General features: G+C 59.8%; 20 protein-coding genes and 2 riboswitches. Of the genes, 10 read left to right on the plus strand and 10 right to left on the minus strand.

Annotation, left to right across the window (positions count from 1 at the left end; translation table 11 throughout):
- Nucleotides 1-60: 60 nt before the first annotated feature.
- The 3 genes from B3527_RS07800 to rnhB all read right to left on the minus strand — a co-directional run bounded on the left by B3527_RS07800 (nt 61) and on the right by rnhB (nt 1807).
- Entirely contained in the window at nt 61-549 is a 489-nt protein-coding gene (locus tag B3527_RS07800; protein ID WP_290479039.1) for a YybH family protein, read from the minus strand.
- A gap of 73 nt (nt 550-622) precedes the next feature.
- On the minus strand, nt 623-1048 hold the full coding sequence (locus B3527_RS07805) for a GIY-YIG nuclease family protein (protein WP_206992579.1): 426 nt from the start codon (nt 1046-1048) through the stop codon (nt 623-625).
- Nucleotides 1049-1219: 171 nt separating this feature from the next.
- Nucleotides 1220-1807, minus strand: a complete 588-nt coding sequence (gene rnhB / locus B3527_RS07810; protein ID WP_290479038.1) for a ribonuclease HII — start codon at nt 1805-1807, stop codon at nt 1220-1222.
- A gap of 61 nt (nt 1808-1868) precedes the next feature.
- Between rnhB and B3527_RS07815 the strand changes: the two genes are divergently transcribed.
- Entirely contained in the window at nt 1869-2840 is a 972-nt protein-coding gene (locus tag B3527_RS07815; RefSeq protein ID WP_290479037.1) for a quinone oxidoreductase family protein, read from the plus strand.
- An 8-nt stretch (nt 2841-2848) separates the two neighbouring features.
- Here B3527_RS07815 and B3527_RS16865 read toward each other — a convergent pair whose 3' ends face one another.
- Together B3527_RS16865 and B3527_RS07820 are read right to left on the minus strand one after the other, a co-directional pair.
- Nucleotides 2849-3712, minus strand: coding sequence for a DNA adenine methylase (locus tag B3527_RS16865; protein ID WP_290940057.1), 864 nt, complete (start codon nt 3710-3712; stop codon nt 2849-2851).
- A gap of 20 nt (nt 3713-3732) precedes the next feature.
- Nucleotides 3733-5031, minus strand: coding sequence for a hypothetical protein (locus B3527_RS07820; protein WP_290479036.1), 1299 nt, complete (start codon nt 5029-5031; stop codon nt 3733-3735).
- 136 nt (nt 5032-5167) lie between these two features.
- On the opposite strand from B3527_RS07820, the gene B3527_RS07825 reads away from it, so the two are divergent.
- Nucleotides 5168-5929: a hypothetical protein gene (locus B3527_RS07825; RefSeq protein WP_290481896.1), complete on the plus strand. Its 762-nt coding sequence runs from the start codon at nt 5168-5170 to the stop codon at nt 5927-5929.
- 317 nt (nt 5930-6246) lie between these two features.
- On the opposite strand, the gene B3527_RS07830 is transcribed toward B3527_RS07825, so the two are convergent.
- Both B3527_RS07830 and B3527_RS07835 read right to left on the minus strand, forming a co-directional pair.
- A complete protein-coding gene (locus B3527_RS07830; RefSeq protein WP_290479034.1) occupies nt 6247-7212 on the minus strand; it encodes a M23 family metallopeptidase in 966 nt (321 codons plus the stop codon).
- Complete coding sequence (locus B3527_RS07835) at nt 7212-7424, minus strand: DUF2093 domain-containing protein (RefSeq protein WP_206992585.1); 213 nt, start codon at nt 7422-7424, stop codon at nt 7212-7214. The genes B3527_RS07830 and B3527_RS07835 overlap by 1 nt, the downstream gene beginning before the upstream one ends.
- A 157-nt stretch (nt 7425-7581) precedes the next feature.
- Here B3527_RS07835 and recA point away from each other — a divergent pair, with 157 nt between their 5' ends.
- The 3 genes from recA to metA all read left to right on the plus strand — a co-directional run bounded on the left by recA (nt 7582) and on the right by metA (nt 12624).
- Nucleotides 7582-8676 carry a recombinase RecA gene (recA, locus tag B3527_RS07840; RefSeq protein ID WP_206992586.1) on the plus strand — a complete coding sequence of 365 codons (1095 nt, stop codon included), beginning with the start codon at nt 7582-7584 and terminating at the stop codon, nt 8674-8676.
- 187 nt (nt 8677-8863) lie between these two features.
- Nucleotides 8864-11503, plus strand: coding sequence for an alanine--tRNA ligase (gene alaS, locus B3527_RS07845; protein WP_290479033.1), 2640 nt, complete (start codon nt 8864-8866; stop codon nt 11501-11503).
- A gap of 44 nt (nt 11504-11547) precedes the next feature.
- Nucleotides 11548-11625, plus strand: a riboswitch (SAM riboswitch).
- 54 nt (nt 11626-11679) lie between these two features.
- A complete protein-coding gene (gene metA, locus B3527_RS07850; RefSeq protein WP_206992588.1) occupies nt 11680-12624 on the plus strand; it encodes a homoserine O-acetyltransferase MetA in 945 nt (314 codons plus the stop codon).
- A 35-nt stretch (nt 12625-12659) separates the two neighbouring features.
- On the opposite strand, the gene B3527_RS07855 is transcribed toward metA, so the two are convergent.
- Genes B3527_RS07855 through ispH form a run of 3 tightly spaced genes read right to left on the minus strand, consistent with a single transcriptional unit; the run spans nt 12660 to nt 15268 of the window.
- Entirely contained in the window at nt 12660-13319 is a 660-nt protein-coding gene (locus B3527_RS07855) for a glutathione S-transferase (protein WP_290479032.1), read from the minus strand.
- Nucleotides 13316-14257 (minus strand): rhodanese-related sulfurtransferase, encoded by a 942-nt coding sequence (locus tag B3527_RS07860; RefSeq protein ID WP_290479031.1) that lies wholly within the window; start codon nt 14255-14257, stop codon nt 13316-13318. The genes B3527_RS07855 and B3527_RS07860 overlap by 4 nt, the downstream gene beginning before the upstream one ends.
- Nucleotides 14258-14314: 57 nt before the next feature.
- Nucleotides 14315-15268 carry a 4-hydroxy-3-methylbut-2-enyl diphosphate reductase gene (gene ispH / locus B3527_RS07865; RefSeq protein WP_290479030.1) on the minus strand — a complete coding sequence of 318 codons (954 nt, stop codon included), beginning with the start codon at nt 15266-15268 and terminating at the stop codon, nt 14315-14317.
- A 112-nt stretch (nt 15269-15380) separates the two neighbouring features.
- Between ispH and B3527_RS07870 the strand changes: the two genes are divergently transcribed.
- From B3527_RS07870 to gcvH, 5 genes are all read left to right on the plus strand, one after another.
- The gene (locus tag B3527_RS07870) at nt 15381-15938 is read left to right on the plus strand and encodes a hypothetical protein (RefSeq protein WP_242517498.1); all 558 of its coding nucleotides are present in this window, start codon (nt 15381-15383) and stop codon (nt 15936-15938) included.
- Between the two features lie 3 nt (nt 15939-15941).
- Nucleotides 15942-17714 carry an arginine--tRNA ligase gene (argS, locus tag B3527_RS07875; protein WP_290479029.1) on the plus strand — a complete coding sequence of 591 codons (1773 nt, stop codon included), beginning with the start codon at nt 15942-15944 and terminating at the stop codon, nt 17712-17714.
- Nucleotides 17715-17784: 70 nt separating this feature from the next.
- Nucleotides 17785-18915: a DUF697 domain-containing protein gene (locus tag B3527_RS07880; RefSeq protein WP_290479028.1), complete on the plus strand. Its 1131-nt coding sequence runs from the start codon at nt 17785-17787 to the stop codon at nt 18913-18915.
- Nucleotides 18916-19039: 124 nt separating this feature from the next.
- A riboswitch (glycine riboswitch) is annotated at nt 19040-19131 on the plus strand.
- A 144-nt stretch (nt 19132-19275) separates the two neighbouring features.
- Nucleotides 19276-20433, plus strand: coding sequence for a glycine cleavage system aminomethyltransferase GcvT (gcvT, locus tag B3527_RS07885; protein WP_290479027.1), 1158 nt, complete (start codon nt 19276-19278; stop codon nt 20431-20433).
- A 13-nt stretch (nt 20434-20446) separates the two neighbouring features.
- Complete coding sequence (gene gcvH, locus B3527_RS07890; protein ID WP_290479026.1) at nt 20447-20818, plus strand: glycine cleavage system protein GcvH; 372 nt, start codon at nt 20447-20449, stop codon at nt 20816-20818.
- Nucleotides 20819-20823 lie beyond the last annotated feature (5 nt).

Genomic DNA, 20823 nt, shown 5'->3' on the forward strand with positions numbered 1-20823 from the left:
CGGCGCCGCCAGAAGCCCGCCAGAGCCCCGTCACAGGGGCGCCAGAGGGCTGTCGAACGCCTATTCTTCCAAGGCAACCGGGTCGCAAGTGGCATCGGAGACGTGTGACGAGACGGGGTGCCAGCCATCATCTGTTCTTCGCAGCGTGTTGGAAGACATGTAACTGTGTCGGCAAGGTGTGCCGTCCTCAGCCATGCGCGTGCTCAGGCCGCGTCCGTAGACCAATGCAGAGTCTGGCGTGAGGAAAATGACGTCATCCACTTCAAACACGAAATCCGCCGGCCCGTCCCAGCTGTTTTCGCGCATCCAGTTCACTTCATCGGTCCGGGTGCGGACACCGCCGCCAATCAAGACGAAGTCATCGGCCAGGAATGCCGCCAGTCCATCGGCATCGTTTGCCGCATAGAGGCCGGGCCAGGTGTCTGATTTAAGGGCCCGCAATACGGCCTCTTCCTGTTCGAGATCGGCCTGCGTTGCGCTCGGCACGCTGGTGCAAGCGCCCAACGCGACAAGCAAGCCCGCGAGCGCAAGTCGGGAAACTTCGAACATGGTTCAGTCCTTTCAGGTCCAGCCCCGGCGTCACCCTAGCAAAAGGGGCGCATGGGCCAAGCTGAAAGTCGGCCTAGCGCGCCAGGAAGGGAATGCGGAAGAAGCGCTTGATGCTCCACCAGAAGCGCAGGCGCTTGTTGTTGGGCGCATCATTGCTGCCGCGAGGCACGAGGATGTTGTTCATGCGCGGCTGGTAGCGGCGGATCAGGTCTTCCTCCACGCGCGCCCGGTCCGATTCCTTCTTCAGGACCAGAACGTGCCGCTCGGTCGCGCCGCGCTTCCACCAGGCTTCCCACCAGCGTTCATGGCCGATCAGGCGGCTTTTGAAGTTTGCGGCCTTGCCGATGTAGAGCGGGAACAGGAAGAAGACGAAGCGGCGCTGCACGAAGACATAGATGCCGCCATCATTCGGCAGGCCCTTCGGCGTCAGCGTGATCTTGAAGCGATAGGGCCGGCCAGACTCGCCCCACCAAGTATGCCACCCGAACAATATCCACATATGCGGAGCCCTCCCATTTCGCGCGAAGCTCTCTTGCTACGGTTAATCAGCCGTTAAAATGTGGCGGTTTCGGGGGCCTGAGGGGGAGAATTCCTTCCCGATTTGCCCAATTGGTTAAGCTCCGGGCCCCAGAGCAAGGGGGGAGCGCCGGGCAGGGCGGTCCGGGGCGAATCAGGCGCTCGCGGCCAGTGCCCGCTTGACCGGGGCGAAGCTCATCCGGTGGTGGGCGCAGGGCCCGTGCGCCATCAGCGCCTCGGCATGGGCGGCGGTGCCATAGCCCTTGTGCCGGGCAAAGCCATAGGCCGGAAACGCCAGATCCATCTCCTTCATCAGCGCGTCGCGCACCGTCTTGGCGAGGATCGAGGCAGCGGAAATGGCGGGCTCGGTCAGGTCGCCCTTCACAATCGCTGTCGCCGCGCACGGAAAGCCGGCGGGCAGGGCGTTGCCATCCACCAATATATGCCCCGGCGCCAGGCCCAGCCCCGTCACGGCCCGCTCCATGGCGAGGAACGTCGCCTGGCGAATGTTCAGCCGGTCAATCTCGTCCGGGGTCGCATGCGCCACGCTCCACGCCGCGGCCCGGTCGCGGATCATCGGCGCCAGCGCATCCCGCTTTGCCTCGGTCAGCTTCTTGGAATCGGTCAGGCCGTCGATGGGCCGCGCCGGGTCGAGGATCACCGCGCCTGCCGTCACCGGCCCCGCCCAGGGCCCGCGCCCGGCCTCGTCCACGCCCGCAATAAGGATCTGTGCTGTCGCCATCGCCCAACCAAAACGCGAGTCGCTCTTGCGCTCCAGCGCGCTCCGGGTTTCTACTGCACACATGACACAGCCATACCGCATCCAGATGCATGAGACCGGCGGGCCAGACGTGCTCAAGGTCGAGGATTTCATCCCCCGCAAGCCCGGCCCCGGCGAAGTGACCGTGCGCCAGAGCGCGGCGGGCCTCAATTTCATCGACACGTATCACCGCACCGGCCTCTATCCCGTGCGCTTTCCCTTCACGCCCGGCCAGGAGGGCGCCGGCGCGGTTCAGGAAGTCGGCGAGGGCGTCACCCATCTGAAGCCCGGCGACAAGGTCGCCTATCTGGGCAGCGGCACCTATGCCAGCCATTTCACCGGCCCGGCCGACCGCATGTTGCTCCTGCCGGATGACATCCGCCCGCAGGATGCCGCCGCCGTCCTGTTGAAAGGCCTCACCGCCTGGGCGCTGTTGTTCGAGGTCCGCCCGCTTCAGGCCGGGGAGACGATTCTCGTCTGGGCGCCCGTCGGCGGTGTCGGCAGCCTGCTCGTGCCATGGGCCGCCAGCCTTGGCGCGCGCGTCATCGCCGTCACCTCCACTGAGGCCAAGGCCGAAAAGGCAAAGGCGCTCGGCGCGTCAGACGTGATCATTGGCTATGAGGGCGTCGCGGACAGGGTGAAGGAATTGACCGGCGGGCGCGGCGTCGATGTTGCCTATGACAGTGTTGGCCGCATCAGCGCCGAGGAAAGCCTGAACAGCCTGCGGCCTGCGGGCTGGTTCGTCACGTATGGCAACGCCTCCGGCCCGGTTGAGCCGATCCCGCCCGGCCGTCTGGCCCAGGGCGGCTCACTGGTCATGACCCGGCCCACCCTGTTCCATTTCATTCCGGATGCGGACAGCCTCGCCCGCGGCGCCAGCCTCCTCTTCAGCGCCCTGAAGTCCGGCACGATCCATGCCGACATCGGCCAGCGCTTCCCGCTCTCAGAGGCGGCCAAAGCGCATGAGGCGATTGAGAGCGGCACGACGACCGGCGCGACGGTCTTGGTGCCTTAAGGAAAAGTTTAGGCGATCTGCTTCTCTCTAACGCCGACGGGGGTTCTTAGTCCTTTAGATACCACCATCAGTTCCGTACCAACTCGTTTTGTCTGAACCGAGTACTTTATATCAAAAAGGTACTTTCGTCGCATTTTGTACAACGTCCTGATTTCGGGACAGTCGTCATAAGTCACAACCCAAGGGTGCTCTAGGCAGGCTATAGCTCGTGCTACTTCCGCATGGTCATCCTCAGTATAGAAGCTAGTGTAAAGGTACTTCCCTTTGGAAAAGTAAGGTGGGTCGATGCAGAAGAAGGTTCGTTCCGGCAAGCTAAGTGAAGTAGTTTTTAGAAAATCGATTGCATCGTGTTTCGTAAGATGAATCCTACTTGCGTAACGACCGATTCTCCTAATGCGAGCGATAAGGTTATCTTTGTTGAACCGGCAATCTATCTTATAGTTTCCTTTTTGATCGAAGCCGCCAATGACTCCGGATCCCTTTATTATTCCTGACCGGCTCGTTCTGTTCAGAAAAAAGGTAGCGAATCCAAGTTCCAACGAATTTTCAGACGCGGTGCTTCTGGCCGCGATATCTCGTTGCCTGTGCCATTCTTCTACCGATACGTTTGAGTTCCTTATTAAGTCTACGAACTCATCAGTATGATGAAGGATTGAATCCCAGAAAGACCAGATGCCGTCATCAATGTCATTGATATGGATTTCTGCGACATATCCACCATATAGTAGGGATAGTGCTAATCCGCACCCGCCCGCGTATGGTTCAGCATAATCATAGTGTTGAAGGCGATTTTCTCGCAAGAATTCCACTATCAACGGAGTAAGGCAACTCTTGCCACCAGGATAGCGCAAGGGAGAGGTCGTGTGTGCCATAAACGGAGCAGTTTTCGAGCTTACGTTTTATTTTGTTCTGCTTCTTCAAGGCATTTGATGACCAAGTCCTTAAGCGTAGCCATATCGTTGTTAATCTGTTCACCGTTGAAGGCAGCCGAAATTGGATGATGTTTCGTATGGTTCCCAAATTCTTGGATTCTCCCTAGAGCACTTCGGATAGGCTTGGCTTGGCCACTTAGACCATAGGACTGAAGCTTGGTTTTGCTGAAAAAGGCTACGAAGTCCGTGGAATTCTTTCGTCCTGCAACGGCCGACATGGTTTCAAAGAATGACCACACTCCGACCGCGATTAACGGGCAATGACCTTTGAGTTCGATGTCTGTGATTGAGTGGTAAAGACTTCTGAGCTTGTAGTTATCCAGTCTCTCTAGACTTTCGCTGATTTCAATTTCATGAGCGATATATTTATTTTCAGGTGGTGGTGGTACTTTCTTTCGCTTTGAGCGCTTGGAGGCATCTGATTTTTTGCCGCCCAAACTGCGTGGAGGATGGCGCTCTCCAGACAGCTCAGTTTCGCTGACTATCTCTCGCGAATACTCAACGATTTGAGGTTTGTTTTTTCTAGAGTTTACTTTTTCCCCGTTAAGTAAGTCACCAAAGAAGATCGAGAGTAATTTATCAACCTCATCCGCTGGACGGGTTATCTTGATGTTGCTTAAGTCGGATGCGTCGATGCCGATCGCTTCTCGTAACAATTGGTTTGACATGAATCGCTGAACTGTCGTGAGTTTGCCTTTACGTTGATCCTTCGTGATTAAACCGCGATCTTCCGCATAGTCTAAGATCGATTGGGCCAGCTGATTACGACCTTCTCCAGCAAACCTTTGTTTCTGTTCAGAGTTCCAACTTTTACGTCCAATTCCACCTAACTCCCCGCCGTGAAGTCGATCCAGCCAGGTTCGGAGTCTTTTTTGATCGTGGAATACTACTCCGGGAACGGAGGAAATAGGCTCCCAGTTTTCGGCCAATTTCTGGAACGGCTTCTTGAATTTCGCGGGGGCGCGATCAGGGTCGTTCAGCAGTTTGATAGCACAAAGTCGCCGATTTCCTTCCGCTACATAGAAGCTGCTTTTGGCTGTAAGCCTCTTGGCCGAATCTACCGGCACCATCGCAAAGTACTCAAGTGGATTAAGGCCTTCTTCGACAATATCAGTGGCCAAAGGGTATACGTTCTCGTCGAGGCAAAGGCGTTCTATCGCCTCATCTTCATTCTCAACCGCTTCGAATCTTGGATTATCAAACTGCAAGAACAATCGAGCTATCGGAATTTCTTGAATGATTTCGTACTTCTTGGTCATGGCTGATGAGTTTTTTCGATTCGTTGATGATCCTAAAAGTTTATTGGGGCACACCCTGTAGGGGAAGGCAAACCTAATCAGACAAACAAAATAAATCTTATCCTACCCCTCTGACCCCTGCCGTATGCTTACAGGCATGTTCGACCGGGACTCTCTCATCAAACGCGCACTGGAAACAGGCTGGCCTTTTGTGGCCGGGCTGATGGCGGAGCTGCGCGGCGCGCTCTCCGCGCCAGGCGAGGGCGCCGTGCCGCGCGCGGTCTATTTTGCATCGCTCCGTACGCTGCGCGCCCTGGAATCTCTGGTCCGTCGCATGCTCTATCTCATGTCGCTGGAGCTGGAGGTCAGCTGGACCCCGCCAGCGCCGCGCGCATCGGCTATGGACTCAACTGGACCAGTTATGGACACTTTACGGACCAGCCAGACCGGCCCCGCACGGCAGGCCCCGGCGCGAAAGCTCGCCATGCTCGACACGCTGAGGCTCTATTTCCCGCCGCTGGAGCCGCTTGAAACGCCCCCGGCAAGATACGGGCCTCGCCCCTCGATCTGGATGCTGGGTATGCCCCGCGCGCCAGAGCCCGAAGGCCCGCCCGAGACGCTGGATCCCGCGCCGCTGCTGGCGCGGCTGGAGCGGCTCACCACAAGTTGCGCAGACCCCGCCGCCGAGGCGCGGCGCATGGCGCTGTGGCAGGCGCGTCGCCGGGCCGAGCTTCAGGCCGGCAAGCGCGGGCGCATGCATCCGCTGCGCATGGGCCGGCCGCCGGGCTATGTGAAAGACCGGCTGAGGCGCGACACGCTGCAGCGAAAACTTTGGGATTTCTGGCAGTTCTGCCATTGGGCCGATACGGCCACGGACCCGCCCGCGCGGCCCGCCGGAGCAGGGCTGGCCCCGGCCTGACCGGGGCGGCCATTCGTTAAAATCTGGACATCGGGGGAGGCTGCAATCTCCGCCCACCCGCGCCTTGGGAGGGGCTAAGGGCGAGCGGAGCCATGGGCGGCTGGGTGCAATTGATGGGTACCGCCCATTCAGGTTCGGTGTGCTGCAGATATTACAGGTTCCGCAGACCCGGGGGGCGCAGCGCGAATCCGGGAGAGGGGTGTGTGTTCGCGCTACGGGTGAATTATGCGCCACAGGTCTGAAGGGCGCGTTTCTGCAAAGGGCGCAATTGCGCAGGCGCGGGCAAGCCTGCGGTAACCTTGATTCATCATTTAGGATTAAGGCGCGGGCTGTAACTCCAGCAACAAGGCCGGGTCGATATAGAAATCGCCGTCCCGGCTGCGCGCTTCGGGATTGCGCCACTTTACCGCCCAATGCAGGTGCGGCCCGGTCGTGCGGCCGGTATTGCCGGTCTTGGCCAACAAGTCGCCCGTGTCGACCTCATCGCCCGCCGCCACATCGACCGCTGACAGATGCATGAACACCGAGACCAAGCCATGGCCATGGTCCAGGAACACGGTGCCGCCTTCATAATAGAGATCCGGATCGGCCAGGATCACGACACCCGGCGCGGGCGCGCGAACCTCGGTGCCCACCGGCGCGGCCATGTCATAGCCGCGATGCACCGATGTGCTCTCGCACGGCTCGCCGGTCACTTTCGAGACGCCGGTATATTTCCGCGTCGGCCCGAAAGGCGACGAGGTTGGCGCATCGGCCGGTTTCACAAAACCTTCCAGCGCGCCGGGGCCGGGATTGAAGCTGGCAAACGAGTCCTGCTTCTTCACCCAGCTGCGCGAGGCATGTGCCTTCTGTTCAGCCGAGCGGGCATCGACCTTGTCGCAGTCAAAGCCCGAAATTTCGCGGTATTCATCCTGGCGCTCGGCAATCTGGAGATCTCCGAATGCGCCGCTGTCATGCGACCAGCCGACAACACTCGGCGCGCGCGTGCTGAGCCCGAACTGCGCCGTGCCCATTTCGCTGACAGTCAGCTTTGTTCCCGCGACCGTGAACGTACTGCCCGGTTCGGCTGAACAAATCACCAGCCCGCCCTGTACCAGAACGCCGTGACATGTCGGCGCGATGACCTGAACAGGTGTCTCTGTCTCAATTTCAGGCTCAGCCACCGGGGCTGGCGCAGCAGGAACAGGTGCCATGTCAGGCGCAGCAGGCGTTGGCGCAGGAGACTCTGCCGCTGCACACGCCACCACAAATGTTGCCAGTCCCGTCAGCAGCGCGCGGCGCATCAGTGACCAGCCTTGACCATGCGCTGGCTCGCCGCCTCGGCATCCCAGTAGGCTTCCTGCAGGTCCACGCTCCAATAGCGCAAGGCCTGGAGCGGAATCTTCCGGCCGGTCACCGCGCAAGTGACATAGTCTCCCGGCGCGATCATTTCGATGTCGGCGTCGAGATAGCGAAGGCGGGCTTCGCCGGCGGGGCGGCTGGATCGGTCAAGCATATGCGCGACCATGCCTGAAACAGCACCAAAAGAAAAGATGTAGCGCGCAGGAAGTTTCCCCTTTGTTCCGCAGAACAAATATGGTACATCCGACTCAGCAACGGCAAACGGGGGCCTTGCCAAATGCGGCCCCATGGTAGACCTAAGGAGACGACTCATGGCCAAAGCGGCGCTACAACTCGTGGACAAGGAATCAGGCGTGGACAAGCAGAAAGCTCTTGAAACAGCTTTGGGCAATATTGAGCGGTCCTTCGGCAAGGGCTCGGTCATGCGCCTTGGCGACAAGAAGGTAATGGATGTCGAAGCGGTGCCCACCGGTTCGCTCGGCCTCGACATTGCGCTCGGCATTGGCGGCCTGCCCAAGGGCCGTATCATCGAAATCTATGGTCCGGAAAGCTCGGGCAAGACGACGCTGGCCCTGCACAGCGTGGCAGAAGCCCAGAAGAATGGCGGCGTCTGTGCCTTCATCGACGCCGAACACGCGCTGGATCCGCTCTATGCGGGCAAGCTCGGTGTGGACCTTGATGACCTTCTGATCTCCCAGCCGGACACGGGTGAACAAGCACTCGAAATCGCTGACACGCTGGTCCGTTCTGGCGCGGTTGATCTACTGGTCATCGACTCGGTGGCGGCCCTCACGCCACGCGCCGAACTCGAAGGCGAGATGGGCGACTCTTTGCCAGGTCTGCAGGCCCGCCTGATGAGTCAGGCGCTGCGCAAGCTGACCGGCTCGATCTCCAAATCCAAATGTATGGTGATCTTCATCAACCAGATCCGCATGAAGATCGGCGTCATGTTCGGCAGCCCGGAGACCACGACCGGCGGGAACGCCCTGAAATTCTACGCCTCGGTCCGGCTCGACATCCGCCGCATTGGCGCGATCAAGGACCGGGACGAAGTGATCGGCAACCAGACACGCGTCAAAGTAGTCAAGAACAAGGTTGCGCCGCCCTTCCGCCAAGTCGAATTTGACATTCTTTATGGCGAAGGCATTTCCAAGACGGGTGAACTCATTGATCTTGGCGTGAAGGCTGAAGTCGTTGAAAAGGCTGGCTCCTGGTACTCCTACAAAGGAGAGCGCATGGGGCAGGGCCGCGAGAAGACCCGTAACTTCCTGAAGGAAAACCCGGCCATCGCCGACGAGATCGAGGATGCGATCCGGCGCAATGCAGGCCTTCTGGCGGATGAATTGCTGAATGCCGGCATGGAATCCGAACAGGATGACGATCTGCCAGACGCCGCAGAAGGCTGATCCACAGGATTTCTGGCCCTGAAATACGCATTTCAGGGCCAGAAATACCCTCTCTCTCTCTCCAGAGAACTGTCCCTTTGTGGCGCACCCCGCTTGGCGTGCCGCAAAGGGACCTTTATATCGCCGGTGTAATAAGCGCGTCGATTGACTCGGCCGCAACACTGATCGCAAGGACACAGAGCTGCCCATGACCGGCGTAAACGAGATTCGCGAGACCTTTCTTTCCTTCTTCGAGAAGCGAGGGCACCTGCGTCAGGCATCTGCGCCGCTCATCCCGCAGAACGATCCCACCCTGCTCTTCGTCAATGCTGGTATGGTGCCGTTCAAGAACATCTTTACCGGTGCCGAGACGCCCCCCGGCCCGCGCGCGACGACATCTCAGAAATGCGTTCGCGCCGGCGGCAAGCACAATGACCTCGACAATGTCGGCTACACGGCCCGCCACCATACCTTTTTCGAAATGCTCGGGAATTTTTCCTTCGGCGACTATTTCAAGGAAGACGCAATCGCATTCGGTTGGGAGCTGTGCACCAAGGAATTCGCGCTCGACCCGAAAAAACTCCTCGTCACGGTCTATGCCGAAGACGATGAAGCCGCAGCGCTCTGGAAAAAGATCGCCGGCCTCGAGGATTCCCGGATCATCCGGATCGGCACATCGGACAATTTCTGGTCCATGGGTGACACCGGTCCGTGCGGCCCGTGTTCCGAAATCTTCTATGATCATGGCGAAAGCGTTCCCGGAGGCCCTCCCGGCAGCCCGGATGAGGATGGCGACCGGTTCATCGAAATCTGGAACCTCGTTTTCATGCAGTTCGACCAGCAGGCCGATGGCTCGCGCAAAAATCTCCCCAAGCCCTCCATTGATACCGGCATGGGTTTGGAGCGGATTTCGGCCGTCCTGCAGGGCGTCCACAACAATTACGACATCGATCTCTTCAAATCGCTGATCGCGGCCGAGGAAGACCTCTATGGTGCGAAGGCCGCAGGCGACCAGCTTGCCTCCTTCCGCGTCATCGCCGACCATTTGCGCACATCGGCCTTCCTGATTGCTGATGGCGTCCTGCCGTCGAATGAGGGCCGGGGATACGTCCTGCGCCGCATCATGCGCCGCGCGATGCGCCACGGACACCTGCTCGGCGCGCGCGAACCGCTGATGTACAAACTTGCCCCGGCGCTGATCTCGGAAATGGGCAAGGCCTATCCGGAGCTTGGCCGCGCCAAGGCCGCCATTGAGTCTGCCCTCGAACAGGAAGAGGCTCGCTTCCAGCGCACTTTGGGCAATGGCTTGTCGCTGCTCGACAAGGAAACGGCGGACATGAAGGCCGGCGATGCGCTGCCGGGCGACGTCGCCTTCAAACTATCCGACACGTATGGTTTCCCACTCGACCTCACGCAGGACATCCTGCGCGGGCGGGAGATGAGCGTCGATGTTGATGGTTTTGAAACCGCGCTCGAGCAACAGCGCCAGGATAGCCGCGCAGCAGGGTTCTCCTCCGGAGATCAGGCAACGGATGATATCTGGTTCCGCGTCCGCGACGATGCTGGCGCCACAAGTTTCACCGGCTATGATGGCACCGAAGGCAAGGGCAAGCTGGTCGCAATCGCTGCTGGCGGCGCACGGGTTGATGCACTGTCTGCCGGCCCGGCTGAACTCGTTTTCGACACAACGCCTTTCTATGCAGAATCCGGCGGTCAGGCCGGCGACCATGGTGAGATAGTGTTCGGTAACGGCGCGCGCTTCATCGTGCGCGATGTCCAGAAGCGAGCAGGTGACCTGCACGTTCACATCGGGGAGCTTGTCTCGGGCGAAGTCAGGCTCGGCGACACGGCCAACCTGCATGTCGATGCCGCGCGTCGCCGCGCCATCATGGCCAACCATTCGGCAACCCACATCATGCATGCTGCCTTGCGCAATGTGCTTGGCGAACATGTCACGCAGAAGGGCTCATTGGTCGAGGCTGATCGCTTTCGTTTTGACTTTTCGCACAATGGTCCGATGACGCCAGCAGAACTCGAAGCGGTCGAGGATGAAGTCAATGCCCAGATTCGCGAAAACCACCCGACGGGCATTCAGGTAACTTCACCTGACAAGGCCATCGAAGCGGGGGCACTTGCATTGTTCGGTGAGAAGTATGGCGACGAAGTCCGTGTGCTGTCCATGGGCACTGGCGATGCACAGCGCTATTCAGTTGAACTGTGCGGCGGTACCCATGTCGAGCGTGCCGGGGATATCGGCGTATTCGTGATCATGTCAGAGAGTGGTGTGTCGGCAGGCGTGCGCCGAATCGAAGCGGCAACAGGCGCCGAGGCGCTGGCCTATCTCAAGGGACGCGCCCAGATTGCGGTAGACCTTGCCGAGAGCTTGAAAGTTCCGCTCAAGGATGTCCCGCGCCGAGTGGCTGCGCTCGGCGAGGAGCGCAGGTCGCTGGAAAAAGAACTGGCCGACGTCAAGCGCAAGCTCGCCATGGGCGGCGGCGGTGGCGCGCCGGCCGGGCCGGAAGAGATCAATGGCGTGAAACTGATGGCGCGCATTGCTGAAGGTGTGGGCGGCAAGGAGTTGCGCACGCTGGTGGATGAGGCCAAGGCCCAGATCGGATCCGGCATCGTGGCCTTTGTCGGCGTCGCCGATGGCAAGGCCGGTGTTGCCGTTGGGGTGACCAAGGACCTGACCGACACCTATTCGGCGGTCGATCTCGTCAAGGCGGCCAGCGAGGCGCTTGGTGGCAAGGGCGGTGGCGGACGGCCTGACATGGCTCAGGCGGGCGGCCCTGATACCGACAAGGCCGACGATGCGCTCGCCGCTGTTCGCGCAGCGATTGCGGGCTGATCCCCTCACGCGAACCGATTGACTCCCGCCACGGGGCGCCTATGTAGAGGCCCCGTGGTGATTTGGTCGGTCGGCTTGCAGCCACGTTAAACAACTTGCTAAAAGGCTGCGCGGGAAATCCGAACACGCTCACAGCAAGATTCCGACTGGCCGAAACTGGTAGCGGAGTAGAGCCTATGCCCATTCGAATTCCTGACGGTTTGCCCGCGCGCGACCTACTCGTGCGTGAAGGCGTGCAGGTGCTCGATGAATCCATCGCAACGCGTCAGGATATTCGCCCGATGCGGATTGCGCTGCTCAATCTGATGCCGAACAAGATCGAGACGGAATCCCAGATCGCCCGCCTTGTCGGCGCGACGCCGCTGCAGGTGGAGTTGACTCTGGTGCGCATCGGCAGCCATGTGGCGCGCAACACGCCGGAGGATCACCTCATCTCCTTCTACCATACCTGGGATGAGGTTAAGGATCGCAAGTTTGACGGCTTCATCATTACCGGTGCGCCGATTGAGACCCTGCCGTTCGAGGACGTCACCTATTGGGACGAACTCACGCAAATTCTCGACTGGACCGAGACTCATGTTCATTCCAGCTTCTTCATCTGTTGGGGGGCCATGGCGGCCGTGCATCATTTCCATGGCGTGCCTAAGCATACTCTCGAAGAGAAGGCGTTTGGTGTCTATCGTCACCATAACCGCAAACCGGAATCTCCGTTCCTCACGGGCTTCTCGGATGATTTCTCGATCTCGGTGTCCCGCTGGACCGAAGTGCGCCGCGAAAATATTCCGTCCGGCAGTGGTCTGAATGTCCTGATGGAGAGTGACGAGACCGGGCTCTGCCTGTTGCATGAGGCGCGCGGCAACCGGCTTTATATCTTCAACCACATCGAATATGACTCAACCTCTCTGGAGAATGAGTATCGCCGAGATGTGGCGTCAGGTAAGCAGATTGCTGTGCCGGCCAATTACTTCCCGGATGACGACCCCAGCCGCAAGCCGAAAAATCGCTGGCGATCCCACGCGTTTCTTCTGTTTGGAAACTGGATCAATCAGATGTACCAGACCACGCCCTATAATCTGGAAGATATCGGGACGGATCGTGCCGGTGATAGCAAGACCAGATAACCGGTTTTTGTGAGTAGGCGGTAAGCTTTGGGTGGTCAGGCGGCAGCGGGCAATAATGGCTCGTCACTGCCCGGTTCCCACTGGGCATATTTCGCCATCACACTCTTGAACAGGGCGCTATGCTTGTGACCGTCCAGCCAGACCTGTAGCGCAGGCAAATCCTGCGCCCGGAACCAGTCCATGTCGGTATGCGCATACTGGCGGACGAAGGGGAATATGGCCATATCGGCCAGGCTGCGCGTTGGCCGCACAAGCTGGCCGCCATGTGCTTCCAGCCTTGAATTAAGGTCCCGAAGTATGTCGAGCCCCGCCTCTCGCGCCGCGCCGGGGACAAGATCTTCGTCGGAGTACCGGTTGGGGTATTTATAGCGATCCAGCGCGTGTTTGAACACGCCATCATTGCGGGAGATCAACATGTCCGTCGTTTCCGGGTCTGCCGCCAGCCAGCCCTCGGGGTCATTCTGCGCCAGCGACCACCGCATGACGTCGAGGCTCTCGTCCACGACCTCACCAGAGGTCGTTACCAGAACCGGCACCGTGCCCTTGGGGCTGGCGGCCAGCATGTCGGCGGGCTTGTCGCGGAGCACCACTTCGCGAACATGGACCGGTAGACCTGCCATAGACAGACCCATTCGTCCACGCATCGCATAGGGACAGCGCCGGAACGTATAGAGGATGTGCCCTGGCGCGCTCACGCGTCTTCGCTCCGCCGCGCCTCCGGGCCCATATGTTCCTGGCCTCGTTTGCGGGCAAGGTCGATTTGCTTCTGCCGTTCGGCGAAACGTGCGCGCTGTTCATCGCTCATTTCGTCAATACAGTGCGGGCAGGAAACGCCAGGCACGTAGGCGGCCTCCGCCTTGTCTTCATCCGTGATCGGCCGTTTGCAGGCATGGCACATATCATAGCTGCCGGGGGTGAGATCATGGCGCACCGACACGCGTTCGTCGAAGACGAAACATTCGCCGCGCCATTTGCTGTCGGTCTCCGGAACGGTCTCGAGATATTTCAGAATGCCGCCTTTCAGGTGGAACACGTCGTCAATGCCTTCGGCCTTTACAAAGCTGGTCGCCTTTTCACAGCGGATGCCGCCGGTGCAGAACATGGCAACTTTGGGCGTGCGTCCTTCGGCTTCCAGCCGCTCACGGAACTTGCGGAACCAGTCCGGAAATTCGCGGAAAGTTTTTGTCTCCGGATCGATCGCGCCTTCGAACGTGCCGATGGAATATTCATAATCATTGCGCGTATCGATCAGCACAGTGTCCGGGTCGCTGATGAGGTCGTTCCACTCGGTTGGCTCGACATAGGTGCCGACCAGCGCATTCGGGTCTGTGCCCTGTATGCCCATGGTCACGATTTCCTTTTTCAGGCGCACTTTGAGGCGCAGGAAAGGCATCTCGTCGGTTTCGGAGAACTTGGCTTCAAGGTCGACCGCGCCCGGCAGGGCACGCAAAGTGGCCAGCGTCGCCTCGACGCCCTCGGCTGTCCCGGCAATCGTGCCATTCACGCCCTCGGAGGCGAGCAGCACCGTGCCTTTTACACCCGCGCCGCACAGCGTCTCCGCCAGCGCAGCCCGGCGGGCTTCAAAGTCCGGAAAGGAAAAGAATTTGTAGAAGGCAGCAACAGTGTAGGTCATGCGCGACCTTATGCCAGAATGTTGCAGCGATTTGAATATCCGGCAGCAGGCAGACGCCTAAGCCGGCTCGGACAATATGCGCGGCAATTTGAAAGTTACCGTTTCACGCGCTGTTTCGACCTTTTCAACCGACACATCGAAGCGCTCGGAACAGGCATTGATCACGCCCTGCACCAGGTCTTCCGGCGCGCTCGCCCCAGCCGTCAGGCCAAGTATGCTCACACCTTCAAACCAGGCCCAGTTTATATTCTCGGCGCTCGCGACCAGTTCTGCCCGTGCGGCGCCCGCACGTTTGGCCACTTCGACCAGGCGAACCGAATTCGAGCTTGTGGTCGCCCCGATCACGAGAACGAGATCTGTGCCGGGCGCGAACGACTTCACCGCTTCCTGACGATTGGTGGTGGCGTAGCAGATATCTTCCTTGTGAGGGCTTGAAATGCCCGGAAAGCGCGTCTGCAGCGCCGTCACGATGTCTGCTGTATCGTCAACAGAGAGGGTTGTCTGGGTCACGAAAGCGACATTGTCCGGATTTTTCGGCGCGAAGCTCGCCACGTCTTCAACGGTCTCGATCAGGGTGATGGTATCACCCGGCAACTGGCCCATCGTGCCAATCACTTCCGGGTGTCCGGCATGGCCGATCAGCACAATTTCACGGCCTTCCCGGTGATGGCGCTCAGCCTCGACATGCACTTTGGAGACGAGTGGGCAGGTAGCGTCGACAAAGATCATGTTGCGGCGCTGGGCTTCGGCCGGCACGGATTTCGGCACGCCATGGGCGGAGAATATCACCGGGCGATCTTCCGGGCATTCGTCCAGTTCTTCGACAAAGATAGCGCCCAGATCCTCGAGTCGGCTCACCACATGGGCATTGTGGACGATTTCGTGGCGCACATAGACCGGCGCGCCCCACTTTTCGAGCGCTTCCTCGACGATCTGGATGGCCCGATCAACGCCAGCGCAGAAGCCGCGCGGCGCCGCAAGTCGGATCACAAGAGGCTGCCTGTCGTTCATTTCATCCTACTTCCTGCCTGCGGGCGTTGCGCCGAGACGTCTGGGCCTTTAACACATCTGCAGCAACAGATGGACAGGCCTTTGCATCAGGCCAAGAAGGACACGCCGACGCATGATCAAATATGCCCCACTTCTCGCCGCGGTCATTCTCACTGGCTGTGGTGCCGGAAAGATCGCGGACAGTTTCGACACGCGCCAGAATGCCGGCCCGTGCCCACCCGTCGGTGCCCTCTATGATTCGTCGCGCTATGTCGAATTTGATGGAGGTGGCGAGCTGTATTCCAATATCGAATTCACGGGTGAAATCATCGATGTACGGCTGTTCTGCCGTTATGTTGAGGACAATCCACTGGAAGCTGAAGTCGAGATCGATTTCGCGTTCGGAAAAGGCCCCGCAGCGGATTCCAGTGCTCACACTTACCCTTACTACGTCGCGGTCACGCGCCGGAACGGCAAGGTGCTGGCAAAGAAATACTTCAACACCGAGGGCAATTTCCGGGGCCAGAACCTGACCGGAAAAACCGAAGTCATAGGCACAATCGAAATTCCGCGTGTGGATGAGTCGATTTCGGGCACGAACTTCGAAGTCGTCGTGGGGTTCGAACTGACCCAGGAGCAATTGGAATTCAACCGCGCGGGCAAGCGTTTCCGCATGGATGCCGGACAGTAACCAATGGCCAGCCTGATCAATGATCTGTCGGTGGCCGCCAGCGCCGCCTTTGAAGCAATGGGGCTGGAGTCGAAATGGGGCGCCGTGCGCCGCTCTGACAAGCCGGAATTCGCGGACTTCCAGTGTAACGGCGCAATGGGGGCGGCCAAGTCGGCCGGCAAGAACCCGCGCGAGATTGCCGGTGAGATCGCGGCGACACTGAAAGATCATCCCATGGTCCTGTCGGCAGAAGTCGCCGGGCCGGGCTTCATCAATATCCGCGTCTCCGACGAGGCGATGTCGGCGCGTGCTGCGGGCATCCTGTCGGACGACATGGCGGGCGGCGAACTGGCGGCTGACCCCAAGGTCACTGTGATCGACTTTGGTGGCCCGAACGTGGCCAAGCCGATGCATGTCGGACATCTGCGCTCCGCCGTGATCGGCGACACATTGGTGCGACTACTCCGTTTTCTCGGCGACAAGGTAACAGGCGACACCCATCTCGGCGACTGGGGGCTCCAGATGGGCCACCTCGTGACAGAACTGTATGACGAGCAGCCCGATCTGATCTATTTCGACGCCGTCTATGAGGGCCCGTATCCGGAACAGCCACCCGTCACGATCGAAGACCTCGCACGCCTCTACCCGGCGGCCAGCAACAAGGCCAAGGCGGATGCGGCGCGCAATGAGCGCAGCCAGAAGGCCGTGGCCGAACTCCAGGCCGGGCGACCAGGTTATCGCGCCCTGCTGCGACATTTCATTGATGTGTCGGTCGCTGCGCTCAAGATCGACTATGAATTCCTGAACGTTCATTTCGACCTGTGGAAGGGCGAGAGTGATGTCGATCACTTGATCCCGGGTCTCGTCGAGAAGTTCAAGGACGCCGGCCTTTCCGAAGAAGACGACGGCGCCGTGATCGTTCGCATCGAGCGTGAGAGCGACAAGAAGGACATGCCGCCGATCATGCTGGTCAACAGCCGCGGCGGCACGGGCTATCATACCACCGACCTCGCGACGATTGAGGACCGGATGGAGCATATGGATCCAGTTCCGGAACTGATGCTCTATGTCGTGGACCAACGTCAGGCGCTGCATTTCGAACAGGTCTTCCGCGCCGCCGAAATGCTGGGCCTGATCGATGAAGGCCATATGGAACACATCGGCTTCGGCACGGTGAACGGTCCCGACGGCAAGCCGTTCAAGACCCGCGAAGGCGGCGTGCTTCGGCTGGCGGACCTCAACGCCATGGCCTTCGAAGAAGCCCAGAAGAAGATTGCGGAAGCCGGAAAGCTGCCGGAAGACATGTCGGAAGACGAGCGCCGGGATGTAGCCGCCAAGGTGGCGCTGGCGGCACTGCGCTTCTCGGACCTGCACAACACCCGGACTAGTAATTACGTCTTTGATCTCGACCGCTTCACGAGCTTTGAGGGCAAGACTGGGCCATATTTGCTCTATGCGGCCGTGCGGATCAAATCGGTCCTGCGCAAGGCAGAAGAGGCTGGCCACAAGGCTGGCGAGATCCGGATCGGCCATGACGCCGAACGCGCGCTTGTGTTGCAACTGGATGGCTTCGCGGCGACGCTGCTGCAGGCGCGTGAAAAGCGTATGCCGCACATCCTCTGCGAGCATGTCTACAATCTCGCGCAGGGGTTCAGCGCCTTCTATGCTGCGCTGCCGATTGCGTCCGAAGAAGACCCTGACCTTCGCGCCAGCCGGCTTGCCCTGTCAGCCGCCGTGCTCAAGCAACTCGAAACTGGCCTCGACCTTCTCGGCATTCGCATTCCGGAGCGCATGTAGCTACGTATTGCCTTGGCCCAACTCCTCGCTGATCCTCTTCGGAGAGATCAGTCAGTAGAGGAGTTCCGATATGGCCAAGACCATGCCAGTCCCGGTGGAGACCAGTTCAGACAGCGCGTACCAATGGGAGTTTGCATCCCAATGGTCGAAAGCCTGGAAAGTCATCAAATGGTCTGGAGCGGCGCTGCTGACGCTCGCCTTCCTGACCGTGATCGGACAGGGATTTCTGTTCTACCGCCTGTTCGACGATGTGCACCCGGTGCTGGGGTACGCGTTCATCCTGCTGCTGGCGGGATTGTTGCTTTTGCTGGTCGGGCGGCCCCTCGCGTCATTCCTGTCCATGCCCGTCGCAGCGAAACCGCCCCATACGCCGTTCGACATTGAAAACCCGGACATATCGCTCCTGTCGCAGCGCCTGAAATACGATTTGAAATATCTCACCATGTTGAAGCGCAATCCGCTCCTGGTCGAGGACGTGGCGTCTATCGAGGAAGGCATGGTGGCCGGGCGCGCTTTGCTGGCCCGGTTCGCGGCGGCGGACATGACAGAGGCCGCCACGATCGCAGCAGACCTTGAAGCTTTCCAGAAGCGCCATATCGAAATCCATCTCAAGAAACTCGACGCCAAGGTCGACAAGCTGATCCATGCCGAAGCGGTCGGCGTCGGCGTGGCCACGGCTTTCTCCATGAACGGCACCGTTGATGCTTTCGTGGTGCTGTGGCGCAATGCGAACTTGATCGCGAAGATTTCCCAGATCTATTTTGGCCGCCCACATCTCGGCGGCACATTACTGATCCTTCGGGACGTGGCGGCCATCGTCGTGGTCAGCCGTGCGTTGGAAGATGTGACCGACATGACGGGGGATGTGATCGGCGGCCTGTTGGGGCGTATGGGCGGATTGATCGCCGGACCGGTCATGGACGGAGCGGTAAACGCCATGCTGACCCTGAAGATGGGGTATCTCGCCAAGCGCCGCTGCCGGGCCTTTGAAGGCTGGTCCGCGCGACAGGCCCGCTCGATTTCTGCCGAAGCACTTGCACGCGTGAAAAAGGAATCCGGCTCGGTCGCGACGGATCTGCTCAAGCGTTGCGGCGGGCTTACTTCGCGCGCGGCCTGGGCGGCAGAGCAGACCATGTCGGGCTCGAAAAATGCGTGGTCGATGGTGCAGGGGTGGTTTGGGCGCAAGGCGACGGAAGTCTGATGCACGCCGGCCTGCCTGTTCGCCGGCCTGCCTGTTCGCCGGGCAGTGTCGGCGTTCGGGCAGGCGATTGCTGACTCTGCGCTTGCTGGCCATCAGAATCCGCGCTAGTTCGACTCGTATAGACGAACTCCTCCCGGGAGAGAGCGGGTACCCAACCCCGCCGCCGAAGGCGCAACCGCCCCGGAAACGCTCAGGCAAAAGGACCGGGAGAGAGACAACACGCTGGAAAGAGACGGGCTGATGGTGCCGTCTCGCCGAAGGAGCAAGCCCGCATGCCGGGCGGAATCTCTCAGGCGCCCAGGACAGCGGGGGCGACGATGCGCAGCTTGAGGTTGCCCCGTCTCCTTATGAAAGGGCGTCATGGACGACACGACGACAGAGAATTTAAAGCGCACGCCGCTCCATGCCTTGCACGAAGAGCTGGGCGCGAAGCTTGTGCCGTTCGCCGGCTATGAAATGCCGGTCCAGTATCCAATGGGCGTCAAGGACGAGCATCTCTGGACGCGCACGCAGGCGGGCCTGTTTGATGTCTCCCATATGGGTCCATGCTTCCTGTCGCTGGCCGATGGCATTGGCGGCGGTGATGACGCGCATGCCGAGATCGCCGCGCTGGTCGAGACGCTGGTGCCGTCAGATATTGCAAGTCTCAAGGAGGGCCAGGCACGCCTGACTGTGCTGCTCAATGAAGAGGGCGGCATTTTGGATGACCTCATCATTACCCGCCCGATCGGGGAAAATGCGCAAGGTTCGCTCTACATTGTCGTGAACGGCGCTGTGAAGGAAGCTGACTGGGCGCTCTTTGAGCGGACATTTGAAGGCAAGGCCGTATTGACGCGCGCCGATGACCGTATCCTGTTCGCCCTGCAAGGCCCGAAGGCCGCTGATGTGATGAGCGACTTCTTCCCCGGCTGCGAAGATCTGAAATTCATGCGTCACATGCCGTTCGAGCTGAATGGATCGCGCTGCATCGTGTCGCGTTGTGGTTATACGGGCGAGGATGGGTTTGAAGTGCTTGTCTCGCCGGAGGCTGGCCTGCCGCTCGTCAAGGAAATGCTGACCGACGACCGGGTGAAGCCGATCGGTCTTGGCGCGCGGGATTCCCTGCGTCTCGAGGCTGGGCTTTGCCTCTATGGCCACGACATGGATACGACCCGCGACCCGGTCGAGGCAGACCTTGCTTGGGTGATCCAGAAGAAACGCCGTGAACGCGCTGACTTTCCGGGGGCGGAACGTATTATGAAGGCTCTCGCCGCCGGCCCGGCTGAAGTTCGTGTTGGTATCCAGCCGCTGGAGCGCGCGCCAGCCCGCGAGGGAACCGTGATCGAAGTTGGTGGCGAAGCAGTTGGCATTGTCACGTCCGGTGGCTTTGGACCTAGTGTCGATGCGCCCATCGCAATGGGTTATGTGCGCACAGACCTGGCTGAGCCTGGCACGAAAATCGACCTGATGGTGAGAGGCAAGGCGCGTCCCGCAGAAGTGTGCGCGCTGCCTTTCGTGGCACACAATTACAAACGCTGAGAGGGAATTGGGCATGACAACTTACTATACTGAAGACCATGAATGGATCACCGTGGATGGCGATGTTGCCACGGTTGGGATCACCAAATACGCCGCCGAGCAGCTCGGCGATGTTGTGTTTGTCGAAGTGCCGGAAGCAGGTGCCAGATTCGCCAAGGGCGACGACATGGCGGTGGTCGAAAGCGTCAAGGCGGCTTCGGATGTATACGCCCCCGTCGGCGGTGAAGTCGTGGAGGGCAATGCCGCCCTCGCTGACGCACCTGAGACGGTCAACGAAGACCCTGAAGGCAAAGGCTGGTTTTGCAAGTTGAAACTGACCGATGCCGGCGAACTTGGATCGCTGATGAATGCGGATGCCTACAAGGCATTTTGTGACGGCCTGTAGGCGTT

The organism is Hyphomonas sp. UBA4505 (assembly GCF_002388685.1).
Taxonomy (GTDB): domain Bacteria; phylum Pseudomonadota; class Alphaproteobacteria; order Caulobacterales; family Hyphomonadaceae; genus Hyphomonas.